Annotated in this window: 18 protein-coding genes; 8 read left to right on the forward strand and 10 right to left on the reverse strand. The window is 67.1% G+C overall.

The window, feature by feature from the left end:
* The coding region (locus tag Q0044_RS15085) for an aldehyde dehydrogenase family protein (RefSeq protein ID WP_298163288.1) at positions 1-212 on the reverse strand (212 nt) is incomplete at its 3' end.
* Between the two features lie 261 nt (positions 213-473).
* Between Q0044_RS15085 and kdgD the strand changes: the two genes are divergently transcribed.
* The 3 genes from kdgD to Q0044_RS15100 all read left to right on the forward strand — a co-directional run bounded on the left by kdgD (position 474) and on the right by Q0044_RS15100 (position 3,956).
* On the forward strand, positions 474-1,409 hold the full coding sequence (kdgD, locus tag Q0044_RS15090) for a 5-dehydro-4-deoxyglucarate dehydratase (protein WP_298163289.1): 936 nt from the start codon (positions 474-476) through the stop codon (positions 1,407-1,409).
* A gap of 69 nt (positions 1,410-1,478) precedes the next feature.
* Complete coding sequence (locus tag Q0044_RS15095) at positions 1,479-2,381, forward strand: LysR family transcriptional regulator (RefSeq protein ID WP_298163290.1); 903 nt, start codon at positions 1,479-1,481, stop codon at positions 2,379-2,381.
* A gap of 12 nt (positions 2,382-2,393) precedes the next feature.
* Positions 2,394-3,956: a carboxylesterase/lipase family protein gene (locus Q0044_RS15100; RefSeq protein ID WP_298163291.1), complete on the forward strand. Its 1,563-nt coding sequence runs from the start codon at positions 2,394-2,396 to the stop codon at positions 3,954-3,956.
* 445 nt (positions 3,957-4,401) lie between these two features.
* On the opposite strand, the gene Q0044_RS15105 is transcribed toward Q0044_RS15100, so the two are convergent.
* Positions 4,402-4,932 carry an IPTL-CTERM sorting domain-containing protein gene (locus Q0044_RS15105; protein ID WP_298163292.1) on the reverse strand — a complete coding sequence of 177 codons (531 nt, stop codon included), beginning with the start codon at positions 4,930-4,932 and terminating at the stop codon, positions 4,402-4,404.
* 478 nt (positions 4,933-5,410) lie between these two features.
* On the opposite strand from Q0044_RS15105, the gene Q0044_RS15110 reads away from it, so the two are divergent.
* Complete coding sequence (locus Q0044_RS15110; RefSeq protein ID WP_298163293.1) at positions 5,411-5,659, forward strand: hypothetical protein; 249 nt, start codon at positions 5,411-5,413, stop codon at positions 5,657-5,659.
* Positions 5,660-5,712: 53 nt separating this feature from the next.
* The gene (locus Q0044_RS15115) at positions 5,713-5,904 is read left to right on the forward strand and encodes a hypothetical protein (RefSeq protein ID WP_298163294.1); all 192 of its coding nucleotides are present in this window, start codon (positions 5,713-5,715) and stop codon (positions 5,902-5,904) included.
* A 142-nt stretch (positions 5,905-6,046) separates the two neighbouring features.
* Here Q0044_RS15115 and Q0044_RS15120 read toward each other — a convergent pair whose 3' ends face one another.
* Positions 6,047-6,292: a hypothetical protein gene (locus Q0044_RS15120; RefSeq protein WP_298163295.1), complete on the reverse strand. Its 246-nt coding sequence runs from the start codon at positions 6,290-6,292 to the stop codon at positions 6,047-6,049.
* Positions 6,293-6,744: 452 nt separating this feature from the next.
* Between Q0044_RS15120 and Q0044_RS15125 the strand changes: the two genes are divergently transcribed.
* The gene (locus Q0044_RS15125) at positions 6,745-8,973 is read left to right on the forward strand and encodes a beta-L-arabinofuranosidase domain-containing protein (RefSeq protein ID WP_298163296.1); all 2,229 of its coding nucleotides are present in this window, start codon (positions 6,745-6,747) and stop codon (positions 8,971-8,973) included.
* A gap of 85 nt (positions 8,974-9,058) precedes the next feature.
* Here Q0044_RS15125 and Q0044_RS15130 read toward each other — a convergent pair whose 3' ends face one another.
* Both Q0044_RS15130 and Q0044_RS15135 read right to left on the reverse strand, forming a co-directional pair.
* Positions 9,059-10,909, reverse strand: coding sequence for a DUF8034 domain-containing protein (locus Q0044_RS15130; protein WP_298163297.1), 1,851 nt, complete (start codon positions 10,907-10,909; stop codon positions 9,059-9,061).
* Complete coding sequence (locus Q0044_RS15135) at positions 10,909-12,246, reverse strand: MFS transporter (RefSeq protein ID WP_298163298.1); 1,338 nt, start codon at positions 12,244-12,246, stop codon at positions 10,909-10,911. The genes Q0044_RS15130 and Q0044_RS15135 overlap by 1 nt, the downstream gene beginning before the upstream one ends.
* 462 nt (positions 12,247-12,708) lie before the next feature.
* Here Q0044_RS15135 and Q0044_RS15140 point away from each other — a divergent pair, with 462 nt between their 5' ends.
* Positions 12,709-15,501, forward strand: a complete 2,793-nt coding sequence (locus tag Q0044_RS15140) for a TonB-dependent receptor (protein ID WP_298163299.1) — start codon at positions 12,709-12,711, stop codon at positions 15,499-15,501.
* A 118-nt stretch (positions 15,502-15,619) separates the two neighbouring features.
* On the opposite strand, the gene Q0044_RS15145 is transcribed toward Q0044_RS15140, so the two are convergent.
* From Q0044_RS15145 to Q0044_RS15160, 4 genes are read right to left on the reverse strand one after another with little or no spacing between them, the layout of a single operon-like run.
* Positions 15,620-18,067, reverse strand: a complete 2,448-nt coding sequence (locus Q0044_RS15145) for a glucan 1,4-alpha-glucosidase (protein ID WP_298163300.1) — start codon at positions 18,065-18,067, stop codon at positions 15,620-15,622.
* A 10-nt stretch (positions 18,068-18,077) separates the two neighbouring features.
* Positions 18,078-19,004 (reverse strand): alpha/beta hydrolase, encoded by a 927-nt coding sequence (locus Q0044_RS15150; RefSeq protein WP_298163301.1) that lies wholly within the window; start codon positions 19,002-19,004, stop codon positions 18,078-18,080.
* Positions 19,001-20,524, reverse strand: coding sequence for an MFS transporter (locus Q0044_RS15155; RefSeq protein WP_298163302.1), 1,524 nt, complete (start codon positions 20,522-20,524; stop codon positions 19,001-19,003). Before Q0044_RS15155 ends, Q0044_RS15150 begins: the two co-directional genes overlap by 4 nt.
* Positions 20,524-22,608: a glycoside hydrolase family 97 protein gene (locus Q0044_RS15160; RefSeq protein ID WP_298163303.1), complete on the reverse strand. Its 2,085-nt coding sequence runs from the start codon at positions 22,606-22,608 to the stop codon at positions 20,524-20,526. Before Q0044_RS15160 ends, Q0044_RS15155 begins: the two co-directional genes overlap by 1 nt.
* A 76-nt stretch (positions 22,609-22,684) precedes the next feature.
* Here Q0044_RS15160 and Q0044_RS15165 point away from each other — a divergent pair, with 76 nt between their 5' ends.
* Positions 22,685-23,737, forward strand: a complete 1,053-nt coding sequence (locus tag Q0044_RS15165; RefSeq protein ID WP_298163304.1) for a LacI family DNA-binding transcriptional regulator — start codon at positions 22,685-22,687, stop codon at positions 23,735-23,737.
* Between the two features lie 2 nt (positions 23,738-23,739).
* Here Q0044_RS15165 and Q0044_RS15170 read toward each other — a convergent pair whose 3' ends face one another.
* A complete protein-coding gene (locus tag Q0044_RS15170) occupies positions 23,740-25,356 on the reverse strand; it encodes an alpha-glucosidase (protein ID WP_298163310.1) in 1,617 nt (538 codons plus the stop codon).
* Between the last annotated feature and the right edge of the window lie 14 nt (positions 25,357-25,370).

Raw genomic sequence — 25,370 nt, forward strand, 5'->3', positions numbered from 1 at the left:
AGCACATCGGAGCGGACTTCGGGCGAGGCCCCGGACCAGGCCGGAAAGGCGGCCTTGGCCGCGGCGACCGCAGCGTCGACCTCGGCCTGACCGCCGTCCGGCGTGCGGGCGACCACCTCACGGGTGTTCGACGGATTGAGGCTCTCCGTCGGCCGGGCGACGTCCGCGCGCTCGCCGTCGATCAGATGGCTGAGGTTCAGGGGCTCGGTCATGGGTGGGTCCTTGGGTTGTCGAGGGCGGTTTAGAGGCTCGCCCATGCCCTGCGAACACCGAAACGGGCATGGATCGAACCGACGTGTGTATCGATCGAGGCCCGCAATCGGATGGCGACCACCGATCAAGCCAAAATGCGTATCGGTCGATAGCCCATTTGGCTTAGACCCGCATCGAACCCCCCGATACCGTTTGGCCAAGGCGCGGCAATGGCGCCAGGCGGCGCGCCGTCAGATAGTGAGGGGAACTCCATGTCCAGAATGACGCCCGCGGAAATGGCCGCGACGATCGGCAGCGGCTTGCTGTCGTTCCCGGTGACCCATTTCGACGCCGCGCATCAGTTCGTAGAAAAGGATTACCGTGAGCACTGCGGCTGGATGCTGGAGTATGAGCTGGCCGGCCTGTTCGCCGCCGGCGGCACCGGCGAGTTCTTCTCCCTCACGCCCGCCGAGGTGTCCGAGGTGGTCCGGGCGGCCGTGGAAGAGACCGCCGGCAGGACACCGGTCGTGGCCGGCTGCGGCTACGGCACGGCGATCGCCGTCGATCTGGCGAAATCGGCCGAGGCCAACGGCGCGGACGGCGTCCTGTTGCTGCCGCCCTATCTCATGGTGCCTGGTCAGGAAGGCCTGGCGGCGCACATCGAGGCGGTCTGCAAGGCCACGAAGCTCGGCGTCATCGTCTACAACCGCGACAACGCTGTGCTGAACGAGGACACGCTCGAAAAGCTGTGCGATCGCAATCCGAACCTGGTGGGCTTCAAGGACGGGGTCGGCGACATCGAGCTGATGATGAAGGTCTATGCCCGGATGGGCGACCGGCTGACCTATGTCGGGGGGCTGCCCACGGCGGAGACCTTCGCCCCGGCCTATCTGGAGATGGGGGTGACCACCTATTCGTCGGCGATCTTCAACTTCGTGCCGGAGTTCGCCCTCGACTTCTACAAGGCGGTCCGGGCCCGCGATCACGCGACGATCATGGCGGGTCTGCGCGACTTCGTGCTGCCGTACATCGCCCTGCGCAACAGGGGTAAGGGCTATGCGGTCTCGATCGTGAAGGCGGGGATGACCGCCATCGGTCGCACCGCCGGGCCGGTGCGTCTGCCGCTGGTCGACCTGTCGGACGCCGAACTGGCCGAGCTGTCGGCCCTGATCGCGCGGGTCCAGCCGGCGGCCCCGAAACTGGCGGCGAACGGATAGGGCCTGTGGCCTGTCCGGCCGGGTCCGGAGCGCCTAGCATCGTCCGCCTGAAGAACGGCGGGACCGATCATGTTTGAACTCAGCCAGCTGCGGTGCTTCGTCGCCGTCGCCGAGGAACTGCATTTCGGCCGCGCGGCCCAGCGGCTGAACATGACCCAGCCGCCGCTGAGCCGTCAGGTGCAGCTGCTGGAGCGGATCCTGGGCGTGGTCCTGCTGGATCGCACCAGCCGGTCGGTGCGGCTGACGCCGGCGGGCCGGTCCTTCCTGATCGAGGCCAAACGCATCCTGAGGCTGGCCGAGAGCGCGGCCCTGGCGACGCGGCGGATCGGCAAGGGGGACGCGGGCCGGGTGGCCATCGGCTTCACGGCGGCCTCGGGCTACAGCTTCCTGCCCAGCCTGGTGGATCTGGCGCGGACCCGGCTGCCCAATGTCGACCTGACCCTGAGGGAGCTGGTGTCCGGCGAGCAGGTCGAGGCCCTGCTGACGGGCCGGATCGATCTCGGGCTGGTGCGGCCGCCGCTGACCCGGCCGGAGTTCGACAAGGTGAGGGTGCTGACCGAGCCCCTGGTCGCGGCCCTGCCCGCCGGGGACCCCCGGCTGGAGAAGGACCGGCTGACCCTGGCCGACTTCGACGCCCTGCCGATGATCACCTATGCGCCCGAGGGCGCGGGCTATTTCCATTCGATGCTGACGGCCATGTTCGACGAGGCCGGGGTGTCGCCGAACTACGTCCAGTACATGGCCCAGATCCACTCGATCCTGGCCCTTGTCCACGCCCGGATCGGGGCGGCGGTCGTGCCGGAGGCGGCGACCAAATTGCATTTCGAGGGGGTGGAGTTCCGCCCGCTGGAAACCTTCCCGGAGCGCCCGGTCGAACTGTTCGTGGTCTGGCGCAAGGACAACGACAACCCAAGCCTGAAGCCGCTGCTGGACCTGATCTCGGCCCAGGTGGCGGACGTACAGGCCCCCTGAAGGACACCGCCCATGCCCACCCGTCGCAGCGTCGTCGCCGGATCGGTCGCCCTGGCGGCCCTGATGCCCGGAGGGGTTCAGGTGGAGGGGGCGGCGCCGGTGGCGATGACCCGGCACGGGCCGGTGCGGGGCTATCTCGACCGGGACATCAAGGTCTTCAAGGGCGTCCGCTACGGCGCGGACACGGCCGCGCGGCGGTTCCGGCCGGCGGTGGCGCCGGAGCGTTGGACCGGGGTGGTCGAGGCCACGGCCTACGGAGCGGCCAGCCCCCAGGCGTCGGACGAGGCGAACCCGTCGGAGGACTGTCTGTTCCTGAACGTCTGGACCCCGGGGCTGGACGACGGGGGACGGCGACCGGTCATGGTCTATGTCCACGGCGGGGCCCATGCCAACGGCTCGGGATCGAGCCCCCTGTATGACGGCGTCGCCCTGTGCCGGCGGGGCGATGTGGTCGTGGTGACCCTGAACCACCGGCTGAACGTCTTCGGCTACAACGGACTGGGGCAGCTGACGGGCGGCGTGTTCGCGAAGTCCGGCAGCGTCGGCAACCTCGACCTTATGCTGGCTCTGGAGTGGGTCAGGGACAGTATCGCGGCCTTCGGCGGCGACCCGGACAATGTCACCGTCTTCGGCCAGTCGGGCGGCGGGGCCAAGCTGGTGACCCTGATGGCCATGCCGTCGGCGGCGGGCCTGTTCCACAAGGTCATCACCATGAGCGGCCAGCATGTGACGGCCATGGGGCCGCAGCATGCCGAGCTGAGGATGCGCGCCTTCCTCGACCATCTGGGCCTGACGCCGGAACGGGCCGGGGAGCTGGCGACCCTGCCCATGGGCCGGTTGGTGGAGGCCCTGTCGATGGACGATCCGATCGAGAAGGGCGGCATCTATTTCTGGTCGGTGATGGATCACGACACCCTGCCGAGGCACCCCTTCGTCCCCGATGCGCCGAAAGAAAGCGCGCATATTCCGATGATTATCGGAAACACCCACGACGAGGCGCGAGCCTTCACCGCGAACGACGAGCGGAATTTCAGCCTGACCTGGGACACGGTAGCGGCCAAGCTGGCGCCCGAGTTCGTGGTCGACCTGAACGCCCAATATGTCGTCGACTGGTACCGGGCGAGGTTCCCGCAGATGTCGCCGGTCGACGTCTTCTTCGCGGCCGCGACCTGTGGCCGGTCGCGGCCCGGCCATCTGATCCAGGCCCAGGAGCGGGCACGGATCGGGGACCGGACCTGGATGTACCAGCTCGACTTCGGCTCGCCGGTCGAACCGCGTCTGGGGGCCTATCATTCGTTCGACATCGCCCTGGCCTTCGACAACTGTCACCAGCCGACGTCGAAGACGGGGACGGGTCCGGAGGCAATCGAGGTGGCGCGACGGATGAGCGAGACCTTCATCGCCTTCGCCCGTACCGGCGATCCGAACAATGCCGCCATCCCGGCCTGGGCGCCCTATGACCTGGAGCGCCGGTCGACGATGATCTTCGACGTCGACACCCGGTCCGTCGATGACCCGCGCGGCGACGAGCGGCGGCTGTTCCAGGTAGCGCCCTTCCTGAAGCAGGGGACCTGAAGGGCCCTCCAGACTCCGGAGACGGAGTCCGGATCGTCCGTTGAGTCTGGTTCGAGGGCTGATCCGGACCCGGAAATTGGAGTCCAGATCGTCCATAGAGTCCCATCGGACGAGAAAACACCGTCCGAAGCGTCCGAAGCGTTCACTCCGTCCGGCTCGCGCCCGCACGATTTCAAAGACCGGGCCGCATTGTACGTCCGCTGGAAGCCGTGGTGGGTCTAAAGGCACATCCGGACTGGATGTGCTGTGATTACAGTATCCTAGGCGGTGAGACGATGATGGCTATCGGCCATTCGTCTCCTCCCCGTCCTGCGGACGGCGGCGTCGAGGTCGATGACGGGGTTACCCCAAGCGGACTCTTCGGGTGACGGCTATGGGTGGGAAGCGGTCATGCAAACGGCCCCGCCGTTGCGGGGGGGCGTTGGTCAAGATCTGGCTTGGATCGTTACGCGATGAGGCGTCGACGTTGGATGTACAGGGCTGCGCCACCTGCGAGGATCGTGCCGAACAGGATCATCGCCCATTCAGACAGGGTCGGAACCGGAGTGGGCGACGTGGCGACTACAGCAGCGGGACCATTTAAGCGGATGCCATAGGTGCCCGGTCCGTCCCCGAGCGTAGAAAGGACAAGGGTGTAGTTGCCTGCAGAGACCGGTCCGGAGACCGGACCGTCATCTATCGACAGTACGCATCCCGTAGCTGGTGAAGCCGGATTGAACGAACCGCTTATAATCGCTGCGCTCGCGTCACCCGTCGCATACCGGTCTTCCATCGAATAGGTGCCGGATACCGTTATAGTAATCGGCCGTGTTTGATAGTTGTTGTTAGACGTGGCATGCAGCGTGCAGCCGTTGTGATAGTGTTCGGCCAGAACGGGGTCAGCACCCGTGAGTGTGTAGTTGAAGTCAGTATCAACCTGAGCACTGGCTGTGCTTGCAAATGACAGGCTGATCGCGGCCGCTCCGACGACGGCCAACGCGAATGATCTGACAATCAAAATGAGCCCCCACGGCATAAAACAGGGTTCTCCAAGCACTTCCTGCAGACGGAGTCAACGATCCGGGTCGCTCCGGGGATAATGGTCTGACGAACCAGCCGTGCGGGCCGAGGGTCAGTCCGAACAATATCGCCAAGGCGACGGTAATCAGGTCGAACCACAACCACCCTTTGCAGTCGGATAGACCGTCTGAATTGGCCCGAAAGCAGTCTTTACGCTTCGGCCACGGAAACAGCCCCCCACTCCCGTTCGCGGACCGCGGACCGCGGACGCCGTAGACGCCGTAAAGGTCCGTTTTGGGTCGGGAACGGTCATCGTCTGCCGGGCGGAAAGCCGACGTTCGATCCGTCGCCCGGAAGCGGTCCCTCCTGAGGTCGGCCATGGGTAGCGAACGGTCATTTCGCTCCGGCCGAAGTCCCGACACGTGCTCTAAGGCGACCCCCCAGTGGAGTCGCCTATGGCCGTCGAGACCGTCTACATCATCCAGACCTATGTGCAGGGTCGCGGCAAGGGCCTGAAGGCCGAGCAGCAGCAGGGCTGCAAGACCGCCGAAGAGGCTCGACGCAAGGCCGAACGGCTCGCTCCCTTGCGGCTCGGCGTGGTCGCTTTCTCCGCGTCAGCCGACACGGAGATGGGGGACTACGACGAGAACCCCACGATCCTGTTCAAGGCGGGTCAGTTACCGCCCCCCTGGGACGAGGAATAGGCTAGGGCTGGCGCGTCGGCCCTTCTTCACCCTCACCGAGACCTCGCACAATGATGACCGACCTCGAACGCATCGATGCGCTGCTCGACATGGTCGACCCCGCTCGCCCGCCGAACGAGAGCCGGGGACCGGAACTCACCGTCCTCGGGCTGGCCGTCGCGAAAGCCAAGGGCGGGTACGAGCCGACGAATGCCGGCTGGGTGATGATCGGCAATCGCGGCAGGGCGTTCCAGCCGCGCAAATAGCGTCATTCCGGTCGCCATCGTTCGGGTCCTCAAAAGCCTGACCCGGCGCTGGAGGATGGCTGGGGTCCGCGCGGAAAGCGGACGCAGCGAACGACTGCCGAGGCTTGGAAGCGGGGATTGGACCAACGGCGGATCCCGGACCCTATCGGCTCCAGGGGAAGCGCAGCGTCGGCGGGTTCACATAGCGGTCCATGGCCAGAACCAGCCGCGCGCCTGACCCCGGCGCCAGGATCACGGTGAAGGTCGCCGCATCGACCGCCTGACGCGCCTCGCCGATCGTGACCGAGCGGATCCGGTGTTCGCCGTAGCCGCCGCCCTGTACGGTGACGGTGCGGGCCTCGGTGACGTTGAGGTTGACCAGGGTGACGGCAGTCTCGTCGTCGATCATGCGGTCCACGGGGACGCGAGCCCGAAGGTCAGAGCGGCGAGGAGGGGGAGGGGGCGAGGGGTCTGTGTACGGGACGACCCTGACCGAACTCTTCGGGTGTCGCCTATGGGCGGGACCCTGAACGTCCCATCGACCCGGTCCGGGCTCCGCCCTGCGCGAAAGGCTATCCGCGCAGCGCTGCATGATACGCGACAGGCCGGGTTCAGGCAGATCGTCTGGATTGCCTCGAGCACGCTCGCCCGTGATTGACCGATCGTCTTATGATAGCGCTATCATCGAATGGCAGGGCAGCCAGTACCCTGGGGAGGCGACCAGTGGATTCAGGAGCGCAAGGCCGCGCAGGCCGCATGTCGCGGCGACAGATGATGCTGGCCACTGCGATGGCCGCCAGCGCTCCAAAGGCCTTTGCCCGGACTCAACCGAGTGGAATAGCCCCGGTTGCTGCCGGGCTTGTGTCGTTGAAGCCCTCAATCTTTGCCTCGGCGGAGTCCGCCAATCGCGCCTGGCTCGCCTCTCTGTCGCCCGACCGGCTGCTGCATAACTTCCACAAGGCCGCCGGCCTGCCGTCCAGGGGCCCGGTGTACGGTGGCTGGGAGGCGCAGAGCATCGCCGGCCATACGCTGGGCCATTATCTGAGTGGTTGCGCCCTGACCGTGGCGAATACCGGCGATCCGCTGCTCAAACAGCGGCTGATCGACACCGTGGCGGAGATGGCGCGGATCCAGGTGGCGCAGGGCGACGGCTACGTCGGCGGCACCACCCTTTGGGGGCAGACGGATGCGGTCGACGGCAAGCGGGTTTTTGAACAGCTGCGTCGGGGGGACATCCGGGTAACGCCGTTCAGCCTGAACGACGGCTGGGTGCCGATCTATGCCTGGCACAAGGTCCATGCCGGCCTGCTGGCGGCCCATAGTCTTGCGGGGACGCCGGGCGCCCTGGATGTCGCGATCGGCATGGCGGGCTATCTGGCCGACATTCTTGACGGTCTCACCGACGACCAGGTGCAGCAAATCCTGATCGCTGAACATGGCGGAATCAACGAGGTCTACGCCGAGACCTATGCCCTGACGGGAAATCGACGATGGCTGGACGTCGCCCGGAGGCTTCGCCACCGGGCGGTTCTGGACCCTCTGGCGGAGGGGCGGGACGAACTCGCCGGCCTTCACGCCAATACCCAGATCCCGAAGGTCATCGGCCTGGCGCGCCTGCACGAGGTCACCGGGGACGCGGCCGAGGCGCGAACGGCGCGCTTCTTCTACGAGACGGTCACCCGCCGTCACAGCTACGCCATCGGAGGGAACTCCGACCGGGAGCATTTCACGCCGGCCGGCAAGATCGCGGCCCATATCAGCGAGACGACCTGCGAGGCCTGCAACACCTACAATATGCTGAAACTGGCCCGGCACCTGTACGCCTGGGCGCCGCATGCCGCCCTGTTCGACGACTATGAACATGCCCAGCTGAACCACATCATGGCCCACCAGCGGCCGGACACGGGCCGGTTCGTGTATTTCATGCCGCTGTCGGCGGGGTCGAGGCGGAGCTATTCGACGCCGGAGGACAGCTTCTGGTGCTGCGTCGGCTCGGGCATGGAGAGCCATGCCAAACATGCAGATTCGATCTACTGGCGTGACGCCGACGCCCTGTACGTCAACCTCTATATCCCGTCTCGCCTGACGCTTCCCGACGCCGGCCTCGCGCTGGAGATGGACACCGCCTATCCCATGGAGGGCGAGGTGATCCTGACGGTGACGGCCGCGCCGACGCGCGATCTGGATCTTGCCTTGCGTCTGCCGCGCTGGGCCGCATCGCACAGCCTCACCGTCAACGGCGAACGCCAGCGGACGACGATGGATCGGGGCTATCTGCGGATCCGCCGTCGCTGGGCGGCGGGCGACCGCATCGTTCTGACCCTGCCCATGGTGTTGCGGGCGGAACCGACACCGGACGATCCAGACCTGGTCGCCTTCCTGAGCGGCCCCCTGGTTCTCGCCGCCGATCTGGGACCGGCCGAGGCCGCATTCGACCAACCCTCGCCGGCCTTCATCGTCACAGACAGCCCGACCGCCTTGCTTCGCCCGGTGGCTGAACAGGCCCAGACCTTCATCGCGCCGCTCGCCCAGGGCGGAACGGTCAGGTTCTCGCCGTTCTTCAGCCAGTACGACCGACGCTCGGCCGTCTATGCGCCGCTGTTCACCCCGGCACGCTGGGCGACTGAAGGGGAGGTTTTCCTGCAGGCCGAGCGCCGCCGCATCGACCTGGCCCGGCGCACGATCGACGCCGTCTTCCTCGGCGAGCAACAGCCCGAGATCGACCATGGCGTGGTCGCCCGACGCGCGGACATCATTCAGATCAACGGCCGAAGCGGACGACGGATTTCGAACGGCGGCCAGATCGACCTGTGGCTGGCGCGAGGCGACACACCGAGCCTGCTGCGCCTGATCTATTGGGGCGAGGACGTGGGCCAGCGCGGGCTGATCCTTCTCGACGGCGCGCCGCTGGGCCAGGTGACGTTCGCCGACGACCGACGCGACGGCTTCCAGGCGTTTGACCTGCTCCTGCCCGCGGGCCCGTCCCCGGCCGCGATCACCGTGCAGGCGACGGACGGAGAGTTGACGCTCTATGAGGTGCTGACGCTTACGCCTCCAGACGAGGGCAGACCGGCCGAACCTCCGCGATGAGTCGGAATCGAAGGTTCGAGGCCTGGGAAGACATCATCCGAAGCGGGTCGGAAATGGACACTCGACCGGCGTCGGAAACCCGACCCTACCGATCCCAGGGGAACCTTAGCGTCGGCGGGTTCACATACCGGTCCATGGCCAGCACCAGATGCGCGCCTGATCCCGGCGCCAGGGTGACCGTGAAGGTCGCGGCGTCCACTGCCTGACGGGCGTCGCTGATCGTAACCGAGCGGATCCGGTGCTCGCCGTAGCCGCCGCCCTGGACGGTGACCGTGCGGGCCTCGGTGACGTTGAGGTTGATCAGGGTGACGGCAGTCTCGTCGTCGGTCATGCGGTCGACGAGGGCGGCGACGTCCTCGGGCATGCCGGCGCGGCGGTTGTCGGGATCGAAGTAGCGCAGGCGCGCGTACAGGGGCGAGCCGCCGGCGTTGGCGGTGGTCGGGGACCAGCCCGGTCGGGCGATGTGGATGGCGCCCATCATGGTCTGCATCAGGGCCGTGACCCGCGCCGGATTGATGTCGAGGCAGGCGTCGGCCAGGCGGGTGTCGGGCGTCGTCGTGTCCTGGCGCTGCAACTCCGCGCGGGTGGCCACCTGGGCCAGCCCGTCGCGGAGCGCCGCCTCGGGGAAGTCGGGATTGCGGCCCTCGAGGAAGGCGACCCAGGGATGGTCGGGCGCGCGGGCTCGGTCCGAGGGCTTCATAGAGAACCACCAGATGTCGAGGCTGTTGGTCTGGTGCAGGCCGTTCTTCCAGCCGTACCAGCCGTCGGGCCCGAACATGGTCGGGGTCTGGATCTGGCCGTCGACGGTGCGTTTCTCGGCGTTCAGCCGGTCGGCCTGTTTCCGCCAGGTGTCGAGATATCTGTCGTCGCCGGTCAGGAGGTAGGCGTTGAAGAAGCCGAGGATGGTGCGGAACACCCGGCTGCGATCCTCGCGCAGGCCGGTGACCGGGTTCACGGGCGAGAAGCCCCAGCCGTAGGTCCCGCCCCACCAGTTTCCGTCCGCCGCCGAGCCGATGACACCGTCGAGACCGACGTTGGACGGGATCAGGTCGTCGTTCTGTTTCGCCCGCTCGGCCCAGGCGTCGACATAGCCGAGCAACCAGTCGCGGTATTTCGCCTCGTGGTCGATCATGAAGGCGTTGAGCGCGAGCGTCGTGGCGAACAGGTTCAGGGGGTGGTCGCCGACCACGTCGGTGTATTCGTCGTAGTGGTGGAGGGTCTGTTCGTAGGTGTCCTCGCCATGCTCCATGAAGAAGCCGGCGGTGTCGAACGGGTCGCCGGCCCAGTCCAGCGCCGTGGCCTTGCGCAGCATGGGTCCGCGCGAACCGTTCATCAGGCTGCGGATCACTCTGTGCTCGGGATCGTAGTTCGGGGCGTCGGGGTCCTCGCCCATATACAGGGCGCTGAAGCGGCGGGCGCGGTCGGCGAAGCGGGGATTGTTCGGGTCCGACAGGCCCTGGACGTGGAACAGCGTCATCTCCTCGGCATGGTGTTGCCAATCGAGCTGGACGTTGAACTCCTTGTAGAACATGCCCTCGCGGGCGATCTCGACCTCGGTGGTCTTCGCCGCGGTGTACTGGCGCAGATGGCCTTCCCAGCCCTGGGTGTACATCGTCCTGACGATCTCGGCGCCGCCGAGCGCGTGGAGCAGGGGCCAGTCGTTGAAGTTCTCGATGGCGTCGTCGGGGCCGTCGTTGGCGCCCCAGCGCTCGAAGCAGAGGAAGTAGCCGCGCTCGTCGAAATAGCGGTCGTAGAAGACCTGACAGGCCTCGGCATTGGCGCGCAGGAGCTGGCGCTGGAGCAGGGCCCAGGCCGGCGGGGACATCGGGGTGGAGCCGGTCAGGCGGGGCGTCGCCGCACGGGCGCGGGGCGCGGCGGCGAGAGCGAGGGCCCCCAGGGCCGCGCCGCAGAGGACCGACCTGCGGCTGGCGGCCATCAGGCGGCGCTCGCCGGCTTCAGCGTCAGGCGTTCGATCTTGCCGACGATCAGGAAATAGGCGGCGACCACGAGCACACAGTGCAGGCCCACGAACCACAGGGCCCCGTCGAAGGAGCCGGTGGCGGCGACGATGTAGCCGATCACGATCGGGGTGACGATCCCGGCAGTGTTGCCGAAGGTGTTGAAGATGCCGCCGGTGACCCCGACCAGTTCCCGGGGCGAGGTGTCGGAGACGACCGCCCAGCCGAGGGAGGCGATGCCCTTGCCGAAGAAGGCGACGGCCATGACCACCACGATCAGCCACTCCTGCTGGATGTAGACGCAGGCGATGATGGTCGAGGCCAGGATCATGCCGATCAGCAGCGGCGTCTTGCGGGCCAGGGTCAAAGATCCGGTGCGCTTGAGGATGGCGTCCGAGATGACGCCGCCGAGGACGCCGCCGACGAAGCCGCACAGGGCCGGGGCGGCGGCCGCGAAGCCGGCCTCGAGGATGTTCAGCCCGCGCTCCTTCACGAGGTAGATCGGGAACCAGGTGACGAAGAAATAGGTCAGGACGTTGATCCCGTACTGGCCGATGAAGACGCCGATCAGCATGCGGCTGGACAGCACCTGTTTGACGTTGGGCCAGGTGAAGGCCGACGCCTTGACGACCTTGTCCTCCATGCGGATCAGGCCGCCGCCGGCCTCGATATAGTCGAGCTCGGCCTGGTTCACTGACGGGTGCTCCACCGGGCTGTGGATCAGCTGCCAGAAGACGACGGCGGCGACGAGGCCCAGACCGCCCATGACGAAGAAGACCGAGTGCCAGTCGAAGGTGTGGACCAGCCAGCCCATCAGCGGCGCGAACACGACGAGGGAGAAATACTGGGCCGAGTTGAAGACGGCGGAGGCGAAGCCGCGCTCCGAGCCCGGGAACCAGGCGGCCACGAGGCGGGCGTTGCCGGGGAAGGAGGGGCTCTCGGCCAGGCCGACGGCGAAGCGCATGGCGAACAGGCCGGCGAAGATCGCGCCCCCGGTCAGGAAACCCGAGAAGCCCTGGACCAGGGTGAAGAAGGACCAGGCCGCGATGGCGATGGCGTAGATCAGCTTGGTGCCGAACCGGTCGAGCAGGGCGCCGCCGGGGATCTGGCCCAGCACATAGGCCCAGGCGAAGGCGGACAGGATGTAGCCCATCTCCACCGGGTTCAGGCCGAGATCCTTCGACGCCGCATCCCCGGCGATCGAGAATGTGGAGCGATCCGCATAGTTGATGGTCGTCAACAGGAAGATCAGCAACAGGATCAGGAAGCGGACGCGGGTCCGTTTGCCGGTTGCGGTCGCGGGGGCGTCGGTCATGGTCTCGGCATCCTCCTTGATGCGGCGGGATGCGATGACCGGATGTCGGAACGGGTTTCCGGCCCCTGGCGCTGCGCGTTTCCCATGGCGTCCTGTGACGCCGACCGCCGCCTCTGCGGGCGTTTGATCCGGGGGGACGATAGGGGGCGCTCTCCGGACGGTCCAAGCCAATACGGCTATCGACCGATCCAGAACCGGTATCAATGCGCGGCATTTCAGCGTGATCGGCTATGGATCAGCAGGCCGGAGAAACCGTCATCTATGCTCCAGGCGTCAATCCGGGGCTGGATTGGTTCACGTCCTGCATCGGTTCATGCCGGATTGGGATTGGCTTACGCCGGTTTCCCAATCCTAAGGTCCGCTCGAAGTTCAGCGGACCAGAAAGGTCGGCGGGACCAATGGGCGCCTCGGCGTCAGCCAATAACGATCCGCGACAGCGGGCGACATGGGGAGGATTTATCGATGCGCACGACGCAGCAGTTCCACGTTTGTCTGAAGGCCGGAGCCTCGGCTCTGGTGCTGGCCATGGCCGCCGCGGCCGGCGTCGCCCAGGCCCAGGACGCGCCCGCCGCAGACGAACAGGCTGACCAGGTCGACGAGATCGTCGTCACCGGCTTCCGCGCCAGTCTTCAGAGCGCCGTCGCCGCCAAGCGTCGCGAGAGCGGCGTCGTCGACGTCATCAAGGCCGAGGACGTCGCCGACTTCCCCGACCTGAACCTGGCCGAGTCGCTGCAGCGGGTTCCGGGCGTCGCCATCTCCCGCTCGAACGGCGAGGGCCGCCAGATCTCGGTGCGCGGCCTCGGTTCTGAATACACCCGCGTCCGCGTCAACGGCATGGAAGCGATCGCCACCACGGGCGGCACGGTCAACTCGGGCGGCACCAACCGCACCCGCGGCTTCGACTTCAACATGTTCGCGTCAGAGCTGTTCAACAGCCTGACGGTGCGCAAGTCGGCCTCGGCCGATGTCGAGGAAGGCTCGCTGGGCGCCACGGTCGATCTGCAGACCGCACGGCCGTTCGACTATCGCGAGCCGACCCTCGTGATGGGGGTCCAGGCCAGCTACAACGACATGGCGCGCGACGTGCAGCCGCGCTTCACCTTCCTGGCCTCGAACACCTGGATGGACGGGCGCCTGGGCCTGCTGGTTTCAGCGGCCTATGAGAAGCGCCACATCCTCGAGGAAGGCGCCAACATCACGCGCTGGACCTTCGGCGGGGCCAACGGCGGCTTCAACACCGCCTCGACCCTGAGCGGCTATACGATCGGGCAGATCAACGACACGAATACCGCGACGGCGTTGTATCACCCGCGCATCCCGGCCTACGTGCAGTACGACCACAATACCGAGCGCCTCGGCCTGACCGGCTCGTTGCAGTTCCGTCCGGACGACCAGACGATCCTCAGCCTCGACGTCCTCTATTCCGATGTCCAGGCCACGCGTGACGAGGCCCAGCTTCAAGCCATCGGCTTCAGCCGCGCCGGGACGGGCAAGCCGCAGACGATCATCCGTTCAGGCACGGTGGTGGGACGCAACCTGGTCCAGGGCGTCTTCGACGCCGTCGACGTGCGGACCCAGTCCGCCCACGATGAACTGCAGACCCAGTTCCAGCAATACACCTTCACGGCGACGCGCAACTGGAGCGACACTTTCCGTACGGGCTTTGTGGCCGGCTACTCGCGGTCGGAGTTCTCGAACCCCGTCTCTACGATCGTCACCTTCGACCGGGCCAACACCAACGGCTTCTCCTACGACTTCCGCTCGCGGATGCCGAAGTTCGACTTCGGTTTCGACCTGACCAATCCGGCCAACTGGTCGATGATCACCGGCACGTCGGAGGTCCGCATCCGGCCGAACGAGGTGATCAACAGCTTCTCGACCGCCAAGGCCTATGGCGAGTGGGACGTCAACGACAACATCACCCTGAAGGCCGGCCTCGACTACCGCCGCTTCCACTTCGACTCCGAGGGCCAGTACCGCACGAGCGAGACGGTGGTGCAGACCCTGACCGCCCAGCAGCTGGCGGACGTGTCGCGGGTCTTCTCAGGCTTCGGTCGCAACGCGGGCCTTCCGGGCGGATCGCCGACCACCTGGCTGGCGCCGGACCTTGGCCGGTTCATCTCGACCTACAACATCTATTCGAACACGGGCATCTACGCCCTGACCGGGCTCAACAACTCCTCGGCGCGCGGCCAGTACATCACGGTCGATGAGAAGGATATGGGCGTCTATGGCCAGGTCGACTTCCGCTTCGACGCCCTGGGTCTGCCCTGGCGCGGCGACATCGGCGCCCGCTACGTCCTGACCGAGCAGTATTCCGACGGCTTCGCAGCAGTCGGCACGACGATCGATCTGGTCCGCGCCCGTCGCGACTACGACGTGTTCCTGCCGGCGGCGAACCTGGCCGTGGACCTGACGGACGACATCGTGGCCCGCCTGTCGGCCGCGCAGACGATCGCCCGCCCGTCGATCTCGGTTTTGACCCCCGGCGGCGACGTCGGCATCCAGGGCGCGAACCGCAGCTTCTCGTCGGGCAACCCGAACATCCAGCCGACCAAGTCCGACAATGTTGACGTCTCGCTGGAATGGTATCCGGACGCGGACAGCTTGTTCGCCATCGGTGTCTTCTACAAGAAGATCAACACCTTCGTTCAGACCCTGCGCCAGGACATTCCGTTCAACCAACTGGGCCTTCCCTCCAGCCTGCTGACCGGCACCACCGCCCTGCCGACCGACCTGTTCGTCGTCAGCCAACCCGTGAACTCGCCCGGCGGCGACCTGACGGGCTTCGAGATCAATGTGCAGAAGCGTCTCGACTTCCTGCCGGGCTGGATGGAGAATTTCGGCGTCCAGGCCAACTACACCTTCGTCGACTCCAACATCGAGTACCTGACCTCGACGACCGCCGGCGCGCCGACGATCAACGAGACCCTGGTCGGCCTGTCCAAGAACGCGGCGAACTTCACCCTGTACTATGAGACCGACCGGTTCTCGATCCGCGGGTCGGCCGCCTATCGCGCGGGCTACCTGACCCAGGTTCCCGGCAACGACGGCAACTCGGTGCACGGCACCAACGAGACCCTGAACTTCGACGCCCAGGCCTCCTACAACATCACCGAGCGGCTGAAGGTCTCCGTCGAGGGCATCAACCTGACGGACGAGTTCAACGACCAGTATGTCGACGCCTCGAACCGCCTGAACGTCTACAGCCACACCGGCCGCCAGTTCTTCGCGGGGCTGCGCTACACCTTCTGATCTCCTTCGCAGGCTCCTCCCGGCAAGCGATTGTGGGCCGGTCCTCCGACGAGGGCCGGCCCTTTTTTCTTCCCGGTTCGGGCTGACGGGGCCGGACCGGGGCCTGATTTCGGACGCCCTATCTCCTGCCGTAGCGGTCCTGAACCGGCCCGTACCGGTCCCAGACCGCCCGGTCGGCGAGGGAGCGCAACAGCTTCAGATACTCGGCGTGGGTCCAGGCCAGGGGGGTGGCGGAGTTGGTGCCGGCGCCCCGCCGATAGCCATCGGGCGTGCGGCCCACGTCATCCCAGACCTGTTCGGGCAGGAGAAGGCCGTCATTGGCCATCGCCTCCATGCCGCCGGCATAGGTCCGGCGGATGCGATCGAAGGTCGCCGCTCCGGCGCCCGCGGAATTGGCGAGGGCGATCTCGTAGTGGCCGCGCTCTCCGGTGAAGATGGGCCAGATGCGACCGCGCTGGCCCGGCGTCATGCCGCCGAGGCCGTAGTTGCCGGCCGTTTCGGTGTTCTCGCCGTAGCCGTCGTTGCCGTAGCGCCGGAAGGCCGGAACACCGTCCAGGGTGTAGCGGACCCGCAGCCGGTCCTCGCGGGTCTCGTCGTCATACTCCGGCAGGGTGGCCAGGATCGAGGGGGCGTCGGCGGCGCGCACGCCATAGCGCACCAGCTCCAGGAAGCCGCCGTCGATGATGCGGTCCTCGGGCAGGGCGGGCTGGCCGTTGTTCTCGCCCAGAGGGGCGTGGTCATTGGGGTTCTCGTTGCGGGAGAGGCGCAGGAAATAGTCGCCGTCGCCGAGCGTGCCTTCGGTCGTGAACATCCGCGCCTCGACCTTGCCCGCATAGTCGTCTGCGGCGGCCTGGTAGCGATCCGCGCCCGCTGCGTCGCCCGAGGCCCGCGCGATCTCGGCGGCGACCGTCAGGCCGGTGATGACGGCGGCGGTCGTCGAGGGGGAATAGCCCTCCTGCTCCTCCCAGCGTTCCTGCTGCGACCAGGGCGGGGTAATGGTGCGGTCGTTCCAGTCCAGGGCGATCGTGCCGCCATCCACGAGGAAGTCGGCGGCGGGCTTGATCATGCGACGGTACATTTCCGCGATCTCGGTGTCCGAGACCTCGCCGGCCTTCCACAGCCGCCAGCCCAGCATGATCGGCATGGCGGTCTGGTCCAGCTGGACACCGACCCATTCGGTCTGGCCGTCGACATGGGTCTTCTGCAGGAACCAGCCGGTCGCGCCGGTATTGCCCGGGGTCTCGGCGTCGACCTGGACCTGGGGCAGGTAGCGGAAGGCGGCGACGGGGGTCTCGGTGTCGCCCAGCGCCATCAGGGCCATGGCCACTTGGTAGAAGTCGCGGGGCCAGACGGCCTTGTAGCCGGTCGAGGACGTGGTCGCGTCCACTGTGTCGCCCCAGGGGTTGGACAGGGAGGCGATCAGGGCGCCGGCATAGGTGCGGTCCTCCTGCACCTTCAGCATCAGGGCCGAGGCATAGGCCAGCTTGCCGCCGTCGGTGGACTGTTCGGCGAGGCGGGGCAGTTCGCTCAGGGATCCGATCCAGTCCTCCCAGCCGACAGCGTCGCCCTGGCCGTTGTAGATCGCGGAGACCGTGTCCAATCCGGTCCGGAAGCTGGCCATGGCGGCGTCGGACGCGGCTTCTGCCGAGGCGCCGAAGCCGATGACCATGTTGTCGTAGCCGGTGTCGCCTTCCTGGACCGTGGGCAGGGCCGCGGTCAGCATGAGGTTGCCGGTCGCATCGCCCGTGGAGGCCCAGGTCCAGTCGATGTCGCCGTCCGCCAGATCGGTCAGACCGTCGGAGACTCCGACAAAGCCGACGCTGGTCGCGGTGTAGTCCTGCTGGGACACCAGGGCGAGATGGGTCGATCCTTCGGACGCCCGCAAGACGTCATAGGGTCCTGTGGCGTCGTCGAAGCGGGGCGTGTCCAGCAGGCCGACCTCGCCCCGGTCGTTGACGCCGGTGTTGGCCATGTGCGGCTCGAGCAGGACGTAGGGCGTCACTGCGCCCTTGATGGCCCGGATGCTGGCCCGGATCACGAGGCTCTGGCTGCCGGGGTCGGTGTAGATCCGCTTGGTGATCTCGAACCGGTCCTGTCTGTCCCGGGTAATGACCAGATAGGAGGGCGACAACGGGCGGCCGTCCTCGTCCGTGTGCGAATACTCGATCCGCGAGGTCGTGTCGGTTCCTTCGACGGCCAGACCGGTTTCGGTCATGACGGCGAAGCGCAGCTGCTTGATCTGGGCCTCGTGGATCAGGCCGTACATGGTTTCGGTCAGGACGCCGTCGGCGATGGAGAACCAGACGCGCGACACGTTTCCGGTCGGGCCGCCGTCGCGATACTGGCCGTCGACATAGGCCTCGTAGGACGCGCCGACCCCTTGTTTGGCGGCGTTGACCCAGGTCGGGGCGTCTCCGGGCGCGCCCGGGGCCTGCCCCGACGGGGCCGCGCGCGACTCGACGGGCCGGGGGGCTGCGCCGGCCACGGCGACCGGAGTCTGCATCGAGGCGCAGGCGGCCAGGGGCGCCAGGGCGGCGCTCAGCATCAGGGCGGTCAGGCTACGCATCGGGAGACTCTCAGGCAGGAGGAAGCAGGAATGTGAGGGGAACGTCGAGGCGGCTGTTCCAGCTCTTCTCGTTGTGTTCGGCGGTCGGGAAGACGAGCGAGCGGAACCGGTCGGGACCCCAGCCCTCGGCGCGGATCACGCCGTCGATGCGCGACTGGAAGAAGGCGTAGAACTGGTCCAGCGTCTCGTCGCCGCGATCCATATAGAGCCGGTGGGTCGACGGATCGGGAAGGCCGGCGCGGATCACATCGGACCAGGCCTGGACCACGGCCTCGCGCCAGGTCTCCAGGGCGCCGCCTTCCAGCCGCTCCAGCCGAAGCGGCCAGTGGGTCGACAGACAGCCGGCCGAGCCGAACACCTCGGGATGTTTCATCATCGCATAGAGCGAGATCAGGCCGCCCATGCTGGAGCCGGCGATGACCGTGTCGTCGCGGCCGGGCAGGGTCCGGTAGGCCGCGTCGATCATCGGCTTCAACTCGTCCACCAGGAACCGCAGATAGCCGTCGGACAGGGGCTCGCCTCCGTACATGCCGAGCAGGCTGGCCCGGACATCATCGGGCAGGGCGGCGATCAGGTCGGCGGGGACGTATTCGCGCAGCCGAAGCGGGGTGTTCCAGACGCCGACCACGATCGGGAGCCGGACCTGACCGGTCCCGGTCAGCCGCGTCAGATGCTCGTCCACGCCCCATTCGCCGAACCCGGAGCGCGAGGCGTCGAACAGGTTCTGGCCGTCGTGCATGTAGAGGACCGGATATCGCGCGTTGCTCCCGTCATAGCCGGGCGGCAGCCAGACGGTGACGTTGCGCGACGCCGCATGGGCCGAGGCCATGTCCGGGTACTCGACCAGCCGCCCTGCGGCCGGCGTCTCGGCCCGCGCTCCTCCTGCAAACGGGAGGGCGGCGAGGACAGACAGGAGGGTGCGGCGATCGAGGGTCATGCCGGCCTCGGCTCCTTCACGAACAGGGCGCAGACGGCGGCGAGGAAGAAGGATCCGCCGCCGATGACCAGGGCCCAGATCGCCTCGCCGCCGAACAGGTGCTTCAGGATCAGCCCGAGGATCGTCGCGGCGACCAACTGGGGTACGACAATGAAAATATTGAAGATTCCCATATAGACCCCCATCTTCCGACCGGGCACCGCGCCCGACAGGATGGCGTAGGGCATCGACAGGATCGAGGCCCATGCGAAGCCGACGCCGATCATCGGAATCCACAGCAGGGCCGGGTCGCGGATCAGGGCGACGCCGATGAGGCCAAGTCCGCCCAGCATCAGGTTGATGGCGTGGGCACCCCGGCGGCCGGTCTTTCGCGCCAGCACCGGGATGGCGAAGGCGGCCAGGGCCGCGACCCCGTTGTAGACGCCGAACAGGACCCCGACCCAATCCGCCCCGGTGTTGTAGGCGGTCGAGCTGGTGTCGCTGGTTCCGTAGTGGACGGCGGTGACGGCGGCGGTGGTGTAGATCCACATGGCGAACAGGGCGAACCAGCTGAAGAACTGGACCACGGCCAGGCCGCGCATCGCCTCGGGCATGCGGAAGATGTCATCGACGATCTCGGTCACACCGTTGGTGGTCTTCGCCGCATGCAGGGCGCCGACGATGATCTGCAGCATTCCGAAGGCGGCGATCCCGCCGGCGGCGATATAGAGTTCCTTCTCCAGCCCGGTTACGGCGACGCCGATGACGCCGGCCGCGCCGACGACGGCCCAGATCAGACCGCCGAGGACATAGGCGCGCGAGGACCGGGCGGGCGCCTGTTCGTCGGTCGCCGGCTGACCGGGCAGGGCGCGTTGGGCGTCGAAGGCGGCGACCTGTTCGGGGCTGAATTCGCGGGTCGAGAAGACCGTCCAGAGCACCGCTGACAGCAGGCAGGCCGCACCGATGTAGAAGGCCCAGCGGACGCTGTCGGGGGTGACTCCCTCAGGCGCGGTCGAGGCGACGCCGAGGTTCGACAGGATCCAAGGCAGACAGGAGGCGAAAACCGCCCCCGTGCCGATGAAGAAGCTCTGCATCGCATAGCCGGCCGTCCGTTGTTCGTCGGGAAGGAGGTCGCCGACGAAGGCGCGGAACGGCTCCATGGTGATGTTGATCGAGGCGTCCATGATCCACAGCGTCGCCGCCGCGAACCAGAGCGTGGGGCTGTTGGGCATGGCCACGAGCGCCAGCGACGTCAGCACGGCACCGACGAGGAAATAGGGGCGGCGGCGGCCCAGCGGCGTCCAGGTCTTGTCGCTGAAATGGCCGATGATCGGCTGGACCAGAAGGCCGGTCAGAGGCGCCGCGATCCACAGGATGGCGAGCGAGTCGACCTCGGCGCCCAGGGTCTGGAAGATGCGGCTGGTGTTGGCGTTCTGAAGGCCGAATCCGATCTGGATGCCGAAGAAGCCGACGCACATGTTCATGATCGCCAGGGCGTTCATGCGCGGGCGGAGGGTCAGGATTCGGGAAGCGGCGGTCATCAGCGGGCGCTCCCGAGGGGAACGAACCGGATCGCCTGCCCGCCGCCGGGTGCGAGCCGAAGCGTCAGGGTCTCGGCAGAGGTGACCTCGCGCTGTTCGATGACGATGTCGGTGCGGCTGCGAACGGTTCCGTCAGGCGCGGGGCCGTCGCGCCAGTCGGCGTTGGGACCGTCGCGATAGATCTCTGCCCGGTAGCGGACCCCCGGTTCGAGGAAGCTGAGCGAGGCCGGCAGCACGCGCGGGTTCTCGTCGGTGATGGAGCCGAGGAACCACTCGCGCGATCCGCGTTCCTTCCTGACGACGGTGACGAAGTCACCGACCTCGCCGTTCAGCACACGGGTGTCGTCCCAGTCGACGGCGACGTCCTTGATGAACTGGAACGGCCCCGGATTGGCCTCGTAGTTTTCCAGCAGATCGGCGGCCATCTGGATCGGGCTGTAGATGGTGACGTAGAGGGCCAGCTGTTTGGCCCAGGTGGTGGCGACGCCGTCCGGGCTGCGGGTGACCATGCCGAAGATGCCGGGCGTATAGTCCATCGGCCCGGCCAGAAGACGGGTGAAGACCAGGTTGACCTCGTGCTCGGGGGGATTGCCCGGCTGGCCCCAGGCGCTGAACTCCATCCCGCGTGCACCCTCTCGTGACACCCAGTTCGGCCAGGTGCGGCGCAGGCCCGTATCCTTGATCGGCTCGTGCGGATTGACGGCGACCTGACGTTCGGCGGCTGCGGCGACGACCGCGAGGTGGTGGCGGGCCATGGCCTGGCTCTCATGCCATGCGAGAGTGGGCCGGCCGTCCGGACCGGCGACCCGCGCGCCGCCGGCGTCGGCGACATAGCCGGTTTTCACCGTATGGATGCCGAGCCGCTGATAGAGGTCGAAACCGGCCTCCATCTGCTGTTCGTAGTGGAACGCGTTTCCGCCCGTCTCGTGGTGGCCGATGAGCTGGACCCCGCGTTCGTTGGCATAGGCTGAGAGCGCCTCGATGTCGAAATCGGGATAGGCCTCGGTGAAGGAATAGTCCCAGCCGTTGCCGAACCAGTCCCCGTCCCAGCCGACGTTCCAGCCCTCGACCAGCACCCCGCCGAAGCCGTTCTCGGCGGCGAAATCGATGTGACGACGCGTATTCTCATTGGTCGCGCCGTGGCGGGAACCGCTGGCCCAGGTCTTCGTATCGAGGTGCATTTCCCACCAGACCCCGACGTATTTCATCGGCCGGAACCAGCTGACGTCGCCGATCGCATTGGGCTCGTTCAGGTTCAGGATCAGGGCGGACTCGACCAGGCCTCCGGCCGTGTCGCTGATCTGCAGGGTGCGCCAGGGCGTGTTGAACGGGGCCGCGCGCTCTACGGCCGCATTGGTGAAGCCGGGCGTCAGGTCGGCGACGAACCGACGGCCCTCCGCACGGCGCAGGTTCATCCCGGCATAGTCGACCAGGGCCGCCTCATGGATCGAGACATGCAGGCCCGAATCCAGCCGCATCGTCATCGGCGTCTGGGTGTTCGACGCCTCCTGGATCGAGGTGCGGTGGTAGAGATATTCCTCGCGGTTCCACTCGTGCGAGGGGATCCACCAGGCCTCGCCGTCCTCGGCGATGTTGAACTCGGTCAGTTCCGAGCCGATGCGGACCGTGGGCAGGGCGTCCTGCTGCGGGAACTCGTAGCGGAATCCGAGGCCGTCGTCATAGACGCGGAACACCACATCGAAGACGCGCGCCAGGGCGGTGCGCTCGCGCAGGTGGACGCGCAGTTCGCGATAGTGATTGCGGATGAACCGGCGTTCGCCCCAGGGCTGTTCCCAGGTGTCGTCATGGTCGCTCGCCGGTTCGGCGGAGACGACCAGATTCCGTTCCAGCTTGGGGGCGTCGGTCAGGATGAACCCCAGCCGCGAGGCGTCGATCACCGGCCGCCCGAGACGGCTGACCGAATAGCTGGGACGCCCGTCGCCGTCGGTCGTCACGCTGACCGTCAGGCTGCCGTCGGGCGAGGAGACGGTTACCGGCGCGGGCGCCGTCGTCTGGGCCAGGGCGGGCGACCAGAGGAGGGCCAGGGCGGCGGCCAGCATCGGGGCCAGCGATGGAATACGCATAGGCTTCACTCCCTGTCGGCTTCTAAAGCGAAGCTCTTGCCAAGCGCCGCGCAACGGATGCAGATGCGGCGATGACGTGGTTTGCAGCAAAATTTGCAGTATCGGCGGGGCGGGCTTGAGCAAGCGGTCTACCCGACTGGAAGACATCGCGGCCCTGGCCGGGGTGTCGATCTCCACCGCTTCGCGAGCGCTGAACGACAGCCCGGCGGTCAACGCGCGCACCAAGCAGGCGATCTGGAAGCTGGCGCGCGAGCACGACTACCCGTTTCGCCGCTATATGCCCGCCGGACCGATCGGCGCCTCGGGCACCATCGCGCTGGTGACGCCGCGTCCCCAGGGGCGGGAAGGGCGGCTGAGCGATCCCTTCTTCCTGGAGCTTCTGGCCGGCGTGGGGGAGGCGGCGCGCGAGCGCGGCTGCGACCTGGTGATGAGCCACGTCTCGCCGGCGAACATGGACGACCTCAACGCCGCCATGACGACCAGTCGTGCGGACGGCGTGATCTTCCTCGGCCAGTCGACCCTGCACTCCGCCTTCAACCGCATGGCGGAGACGGACGGCCGGTTCGTGGTCTGGGGCGCCGAACTGCCGGACCAGAACTACTGCTCGATCGGCTCGGACAACATTCACGGCGGGCGTCGGGCGACCGCGCACCTGGCCCGTCTGGGGCGCAAGCGCATCGTCTTCCTCGGCGACCTCGACCCGCCGGAAGCCATGCAACGTCAGCGCGGCTATGCCGACGGCTGCGAGGCTGCGGGTCTGGGCGTCGATCCCGACCTGATCGTTCCGGCTCATTTCGAGGTCGAAAGCGCGGAAGCCTCTGTGGACTCGATGATCCGTCGCGGCCTCGACTTCGACGGCATCGTCGCGGCGTCCGACCTGATCGCGCTCGGCGCCGTGCGCGCGCTTTTGCACGCGGGCAAACGGGTTCCCGAGGACGTCTCGGTCATCGGTTTCGACAATGTGCCCTTCAGCCGTTACAGCCGCCCGGCCTTGTCGACCATCGCCCAGGATACGATGAAGGCCGGCCGCCTGATGGTCTCCAAACTGCTGGACCACGCCGGCGAGGGCGGCGGGCGCTCCGAGCGCATCCCCACCGACCTGATCGTGCGCGAGACCTGCGGGGGCTGATTTCATCCGGTCGGTCCCGACAGGATCATCCCGGCCATCGGAGCCAACGACCCCGAGAAGGCGTCGGACTGGTTCACGGTCTGAACAACGGACCAGCCAGAGGGCGGCGTCCAGGCGATCGGCTTGTGGCCGAGGTTGAAGGCGCACAGAAGGATCTCTTCGGCCGCCTCGCGTCGGAACAACAGCAGGTCGTTCGGGCCTTTCAACATGGTCATCGAGCCGATGCGAAGCGCGGGGTGGCTGTGACGCAGGCCGATCAAGCGACGGGCCAGATTCAGGGTCGAGGCCGGATCCCGCTCCTGCGCTTCGGCGGCAAGGGCGCGATGACGGGGATCGACCGGCAGCCAGGGCTCGTGTTCGGAGAAGCCGGCGAAGCCGTTGTCCGTCTTCCACGGCATGGGCGTACGGGCGCCGTCGCGGCCCAGGGTGTCGGGCCAGTTGGCGATGGCCTCGGGATCGACCAGCCGCTCGAACGGCACCTCGGCCTGGGGCAGGCCCAGCTCCTCGCCCTGGTAGACGAAGACATTGCCGCGCAGCGACATCAGCAGCAGCAGGGCCATCTCGGCGAAGGCCTTGGTGTCGCGATCCTCGGCCCAGCGCGACACGGCGCGCGGCGCGTCATGGTTGGAAAAGGTCCAGGACGGCCAGCCCTCGCCCGGCGTGCCCGGCCACATCGCAGGACCCTTGTCGACCAGGTCGGTCGTCAGCCTCGGCGCGTAGAGATAGAGGAAGCCATAGGCCGACTGCAGCCGGTCCGATCCCTCCGTATAGAGTTTCATCTCCTCATTGGCCTTCTCGCCTCCGACCTCGGCGACGAGGAAGCGGTCGCCGGGATAGGCGTCCGTCGTCTGCCGCAGGCGGGTCAGGAAGTTGAGGATGTCGGGGTGTGACTGGTTGTGGTCGTGGTGCTGGAAGTCGAACGAGCGCGTGCGCTTGCCGGGCGTCAGGACCGGCGGATTGTCGGTCAGGGCCGGGTCGTGCATCGCGAAGTTCACAGCGTCGCAGCGGAATCCGTCCACGCCCCGGTCCATCCAGAAGCGGGCAACCGCCAGCAGCGCCTCCTGCACCTCCGGATTCCTCACGTTCAGCTGCGGCTGCTCCTTGAGGAAGTTGTGCATGTAGTACTGGCGTCGGCGCGCATCCCAGGTCCAGGCCGGGCCGCCGAAGACCGATTGCCAGTTCGAGGGCGGTGAGCCCTCCGGCTTCGCGTCGGCCCAGACGTACCAGTCCGCCTTTGGATTCGTCCGGTCCTGACGGCTCTCCCGGAACCAGGCGTGGGCGTCGGAGGTGTGGGAATAGACCTGGTCGATGATGACCTTCAGGCCCAGACCGTGGGCCTTTTCCACAAGGCGGTCGAAGTCCTCCATCGTGCCGAAGATCGGGTCGATGCCGACGTAGTCGGAGACGTCGTAGCCGAAGTCCTTCATCGGAGAGGTGAAGAAGGGCGACAGCCAGACGCCGTCCACGCCGAGCGAGGCGATGTACTCGAGGTGGGCGGTGATTCCCGGCAGGTCACCGATCCCGTCGCCGTTGGTGTCGGCGAAGCTGCGCGGATAGACCTGATAGATGACGGCCCCGCGCCACCATTCGCGCACCGGCGCGGTCTCGCCCAGCGGCATCGAACGCAGGTCAT

The sequence above is a fragment of the Brevundimonas sp. genome, from assembly GCF_027484365.1.
Taxonomy (GTDB): Bacteria; Pseudomonadota; Alphaproteobacteria; order Caulobacterales; family Caulobacteraceae; genus Brevundimonas.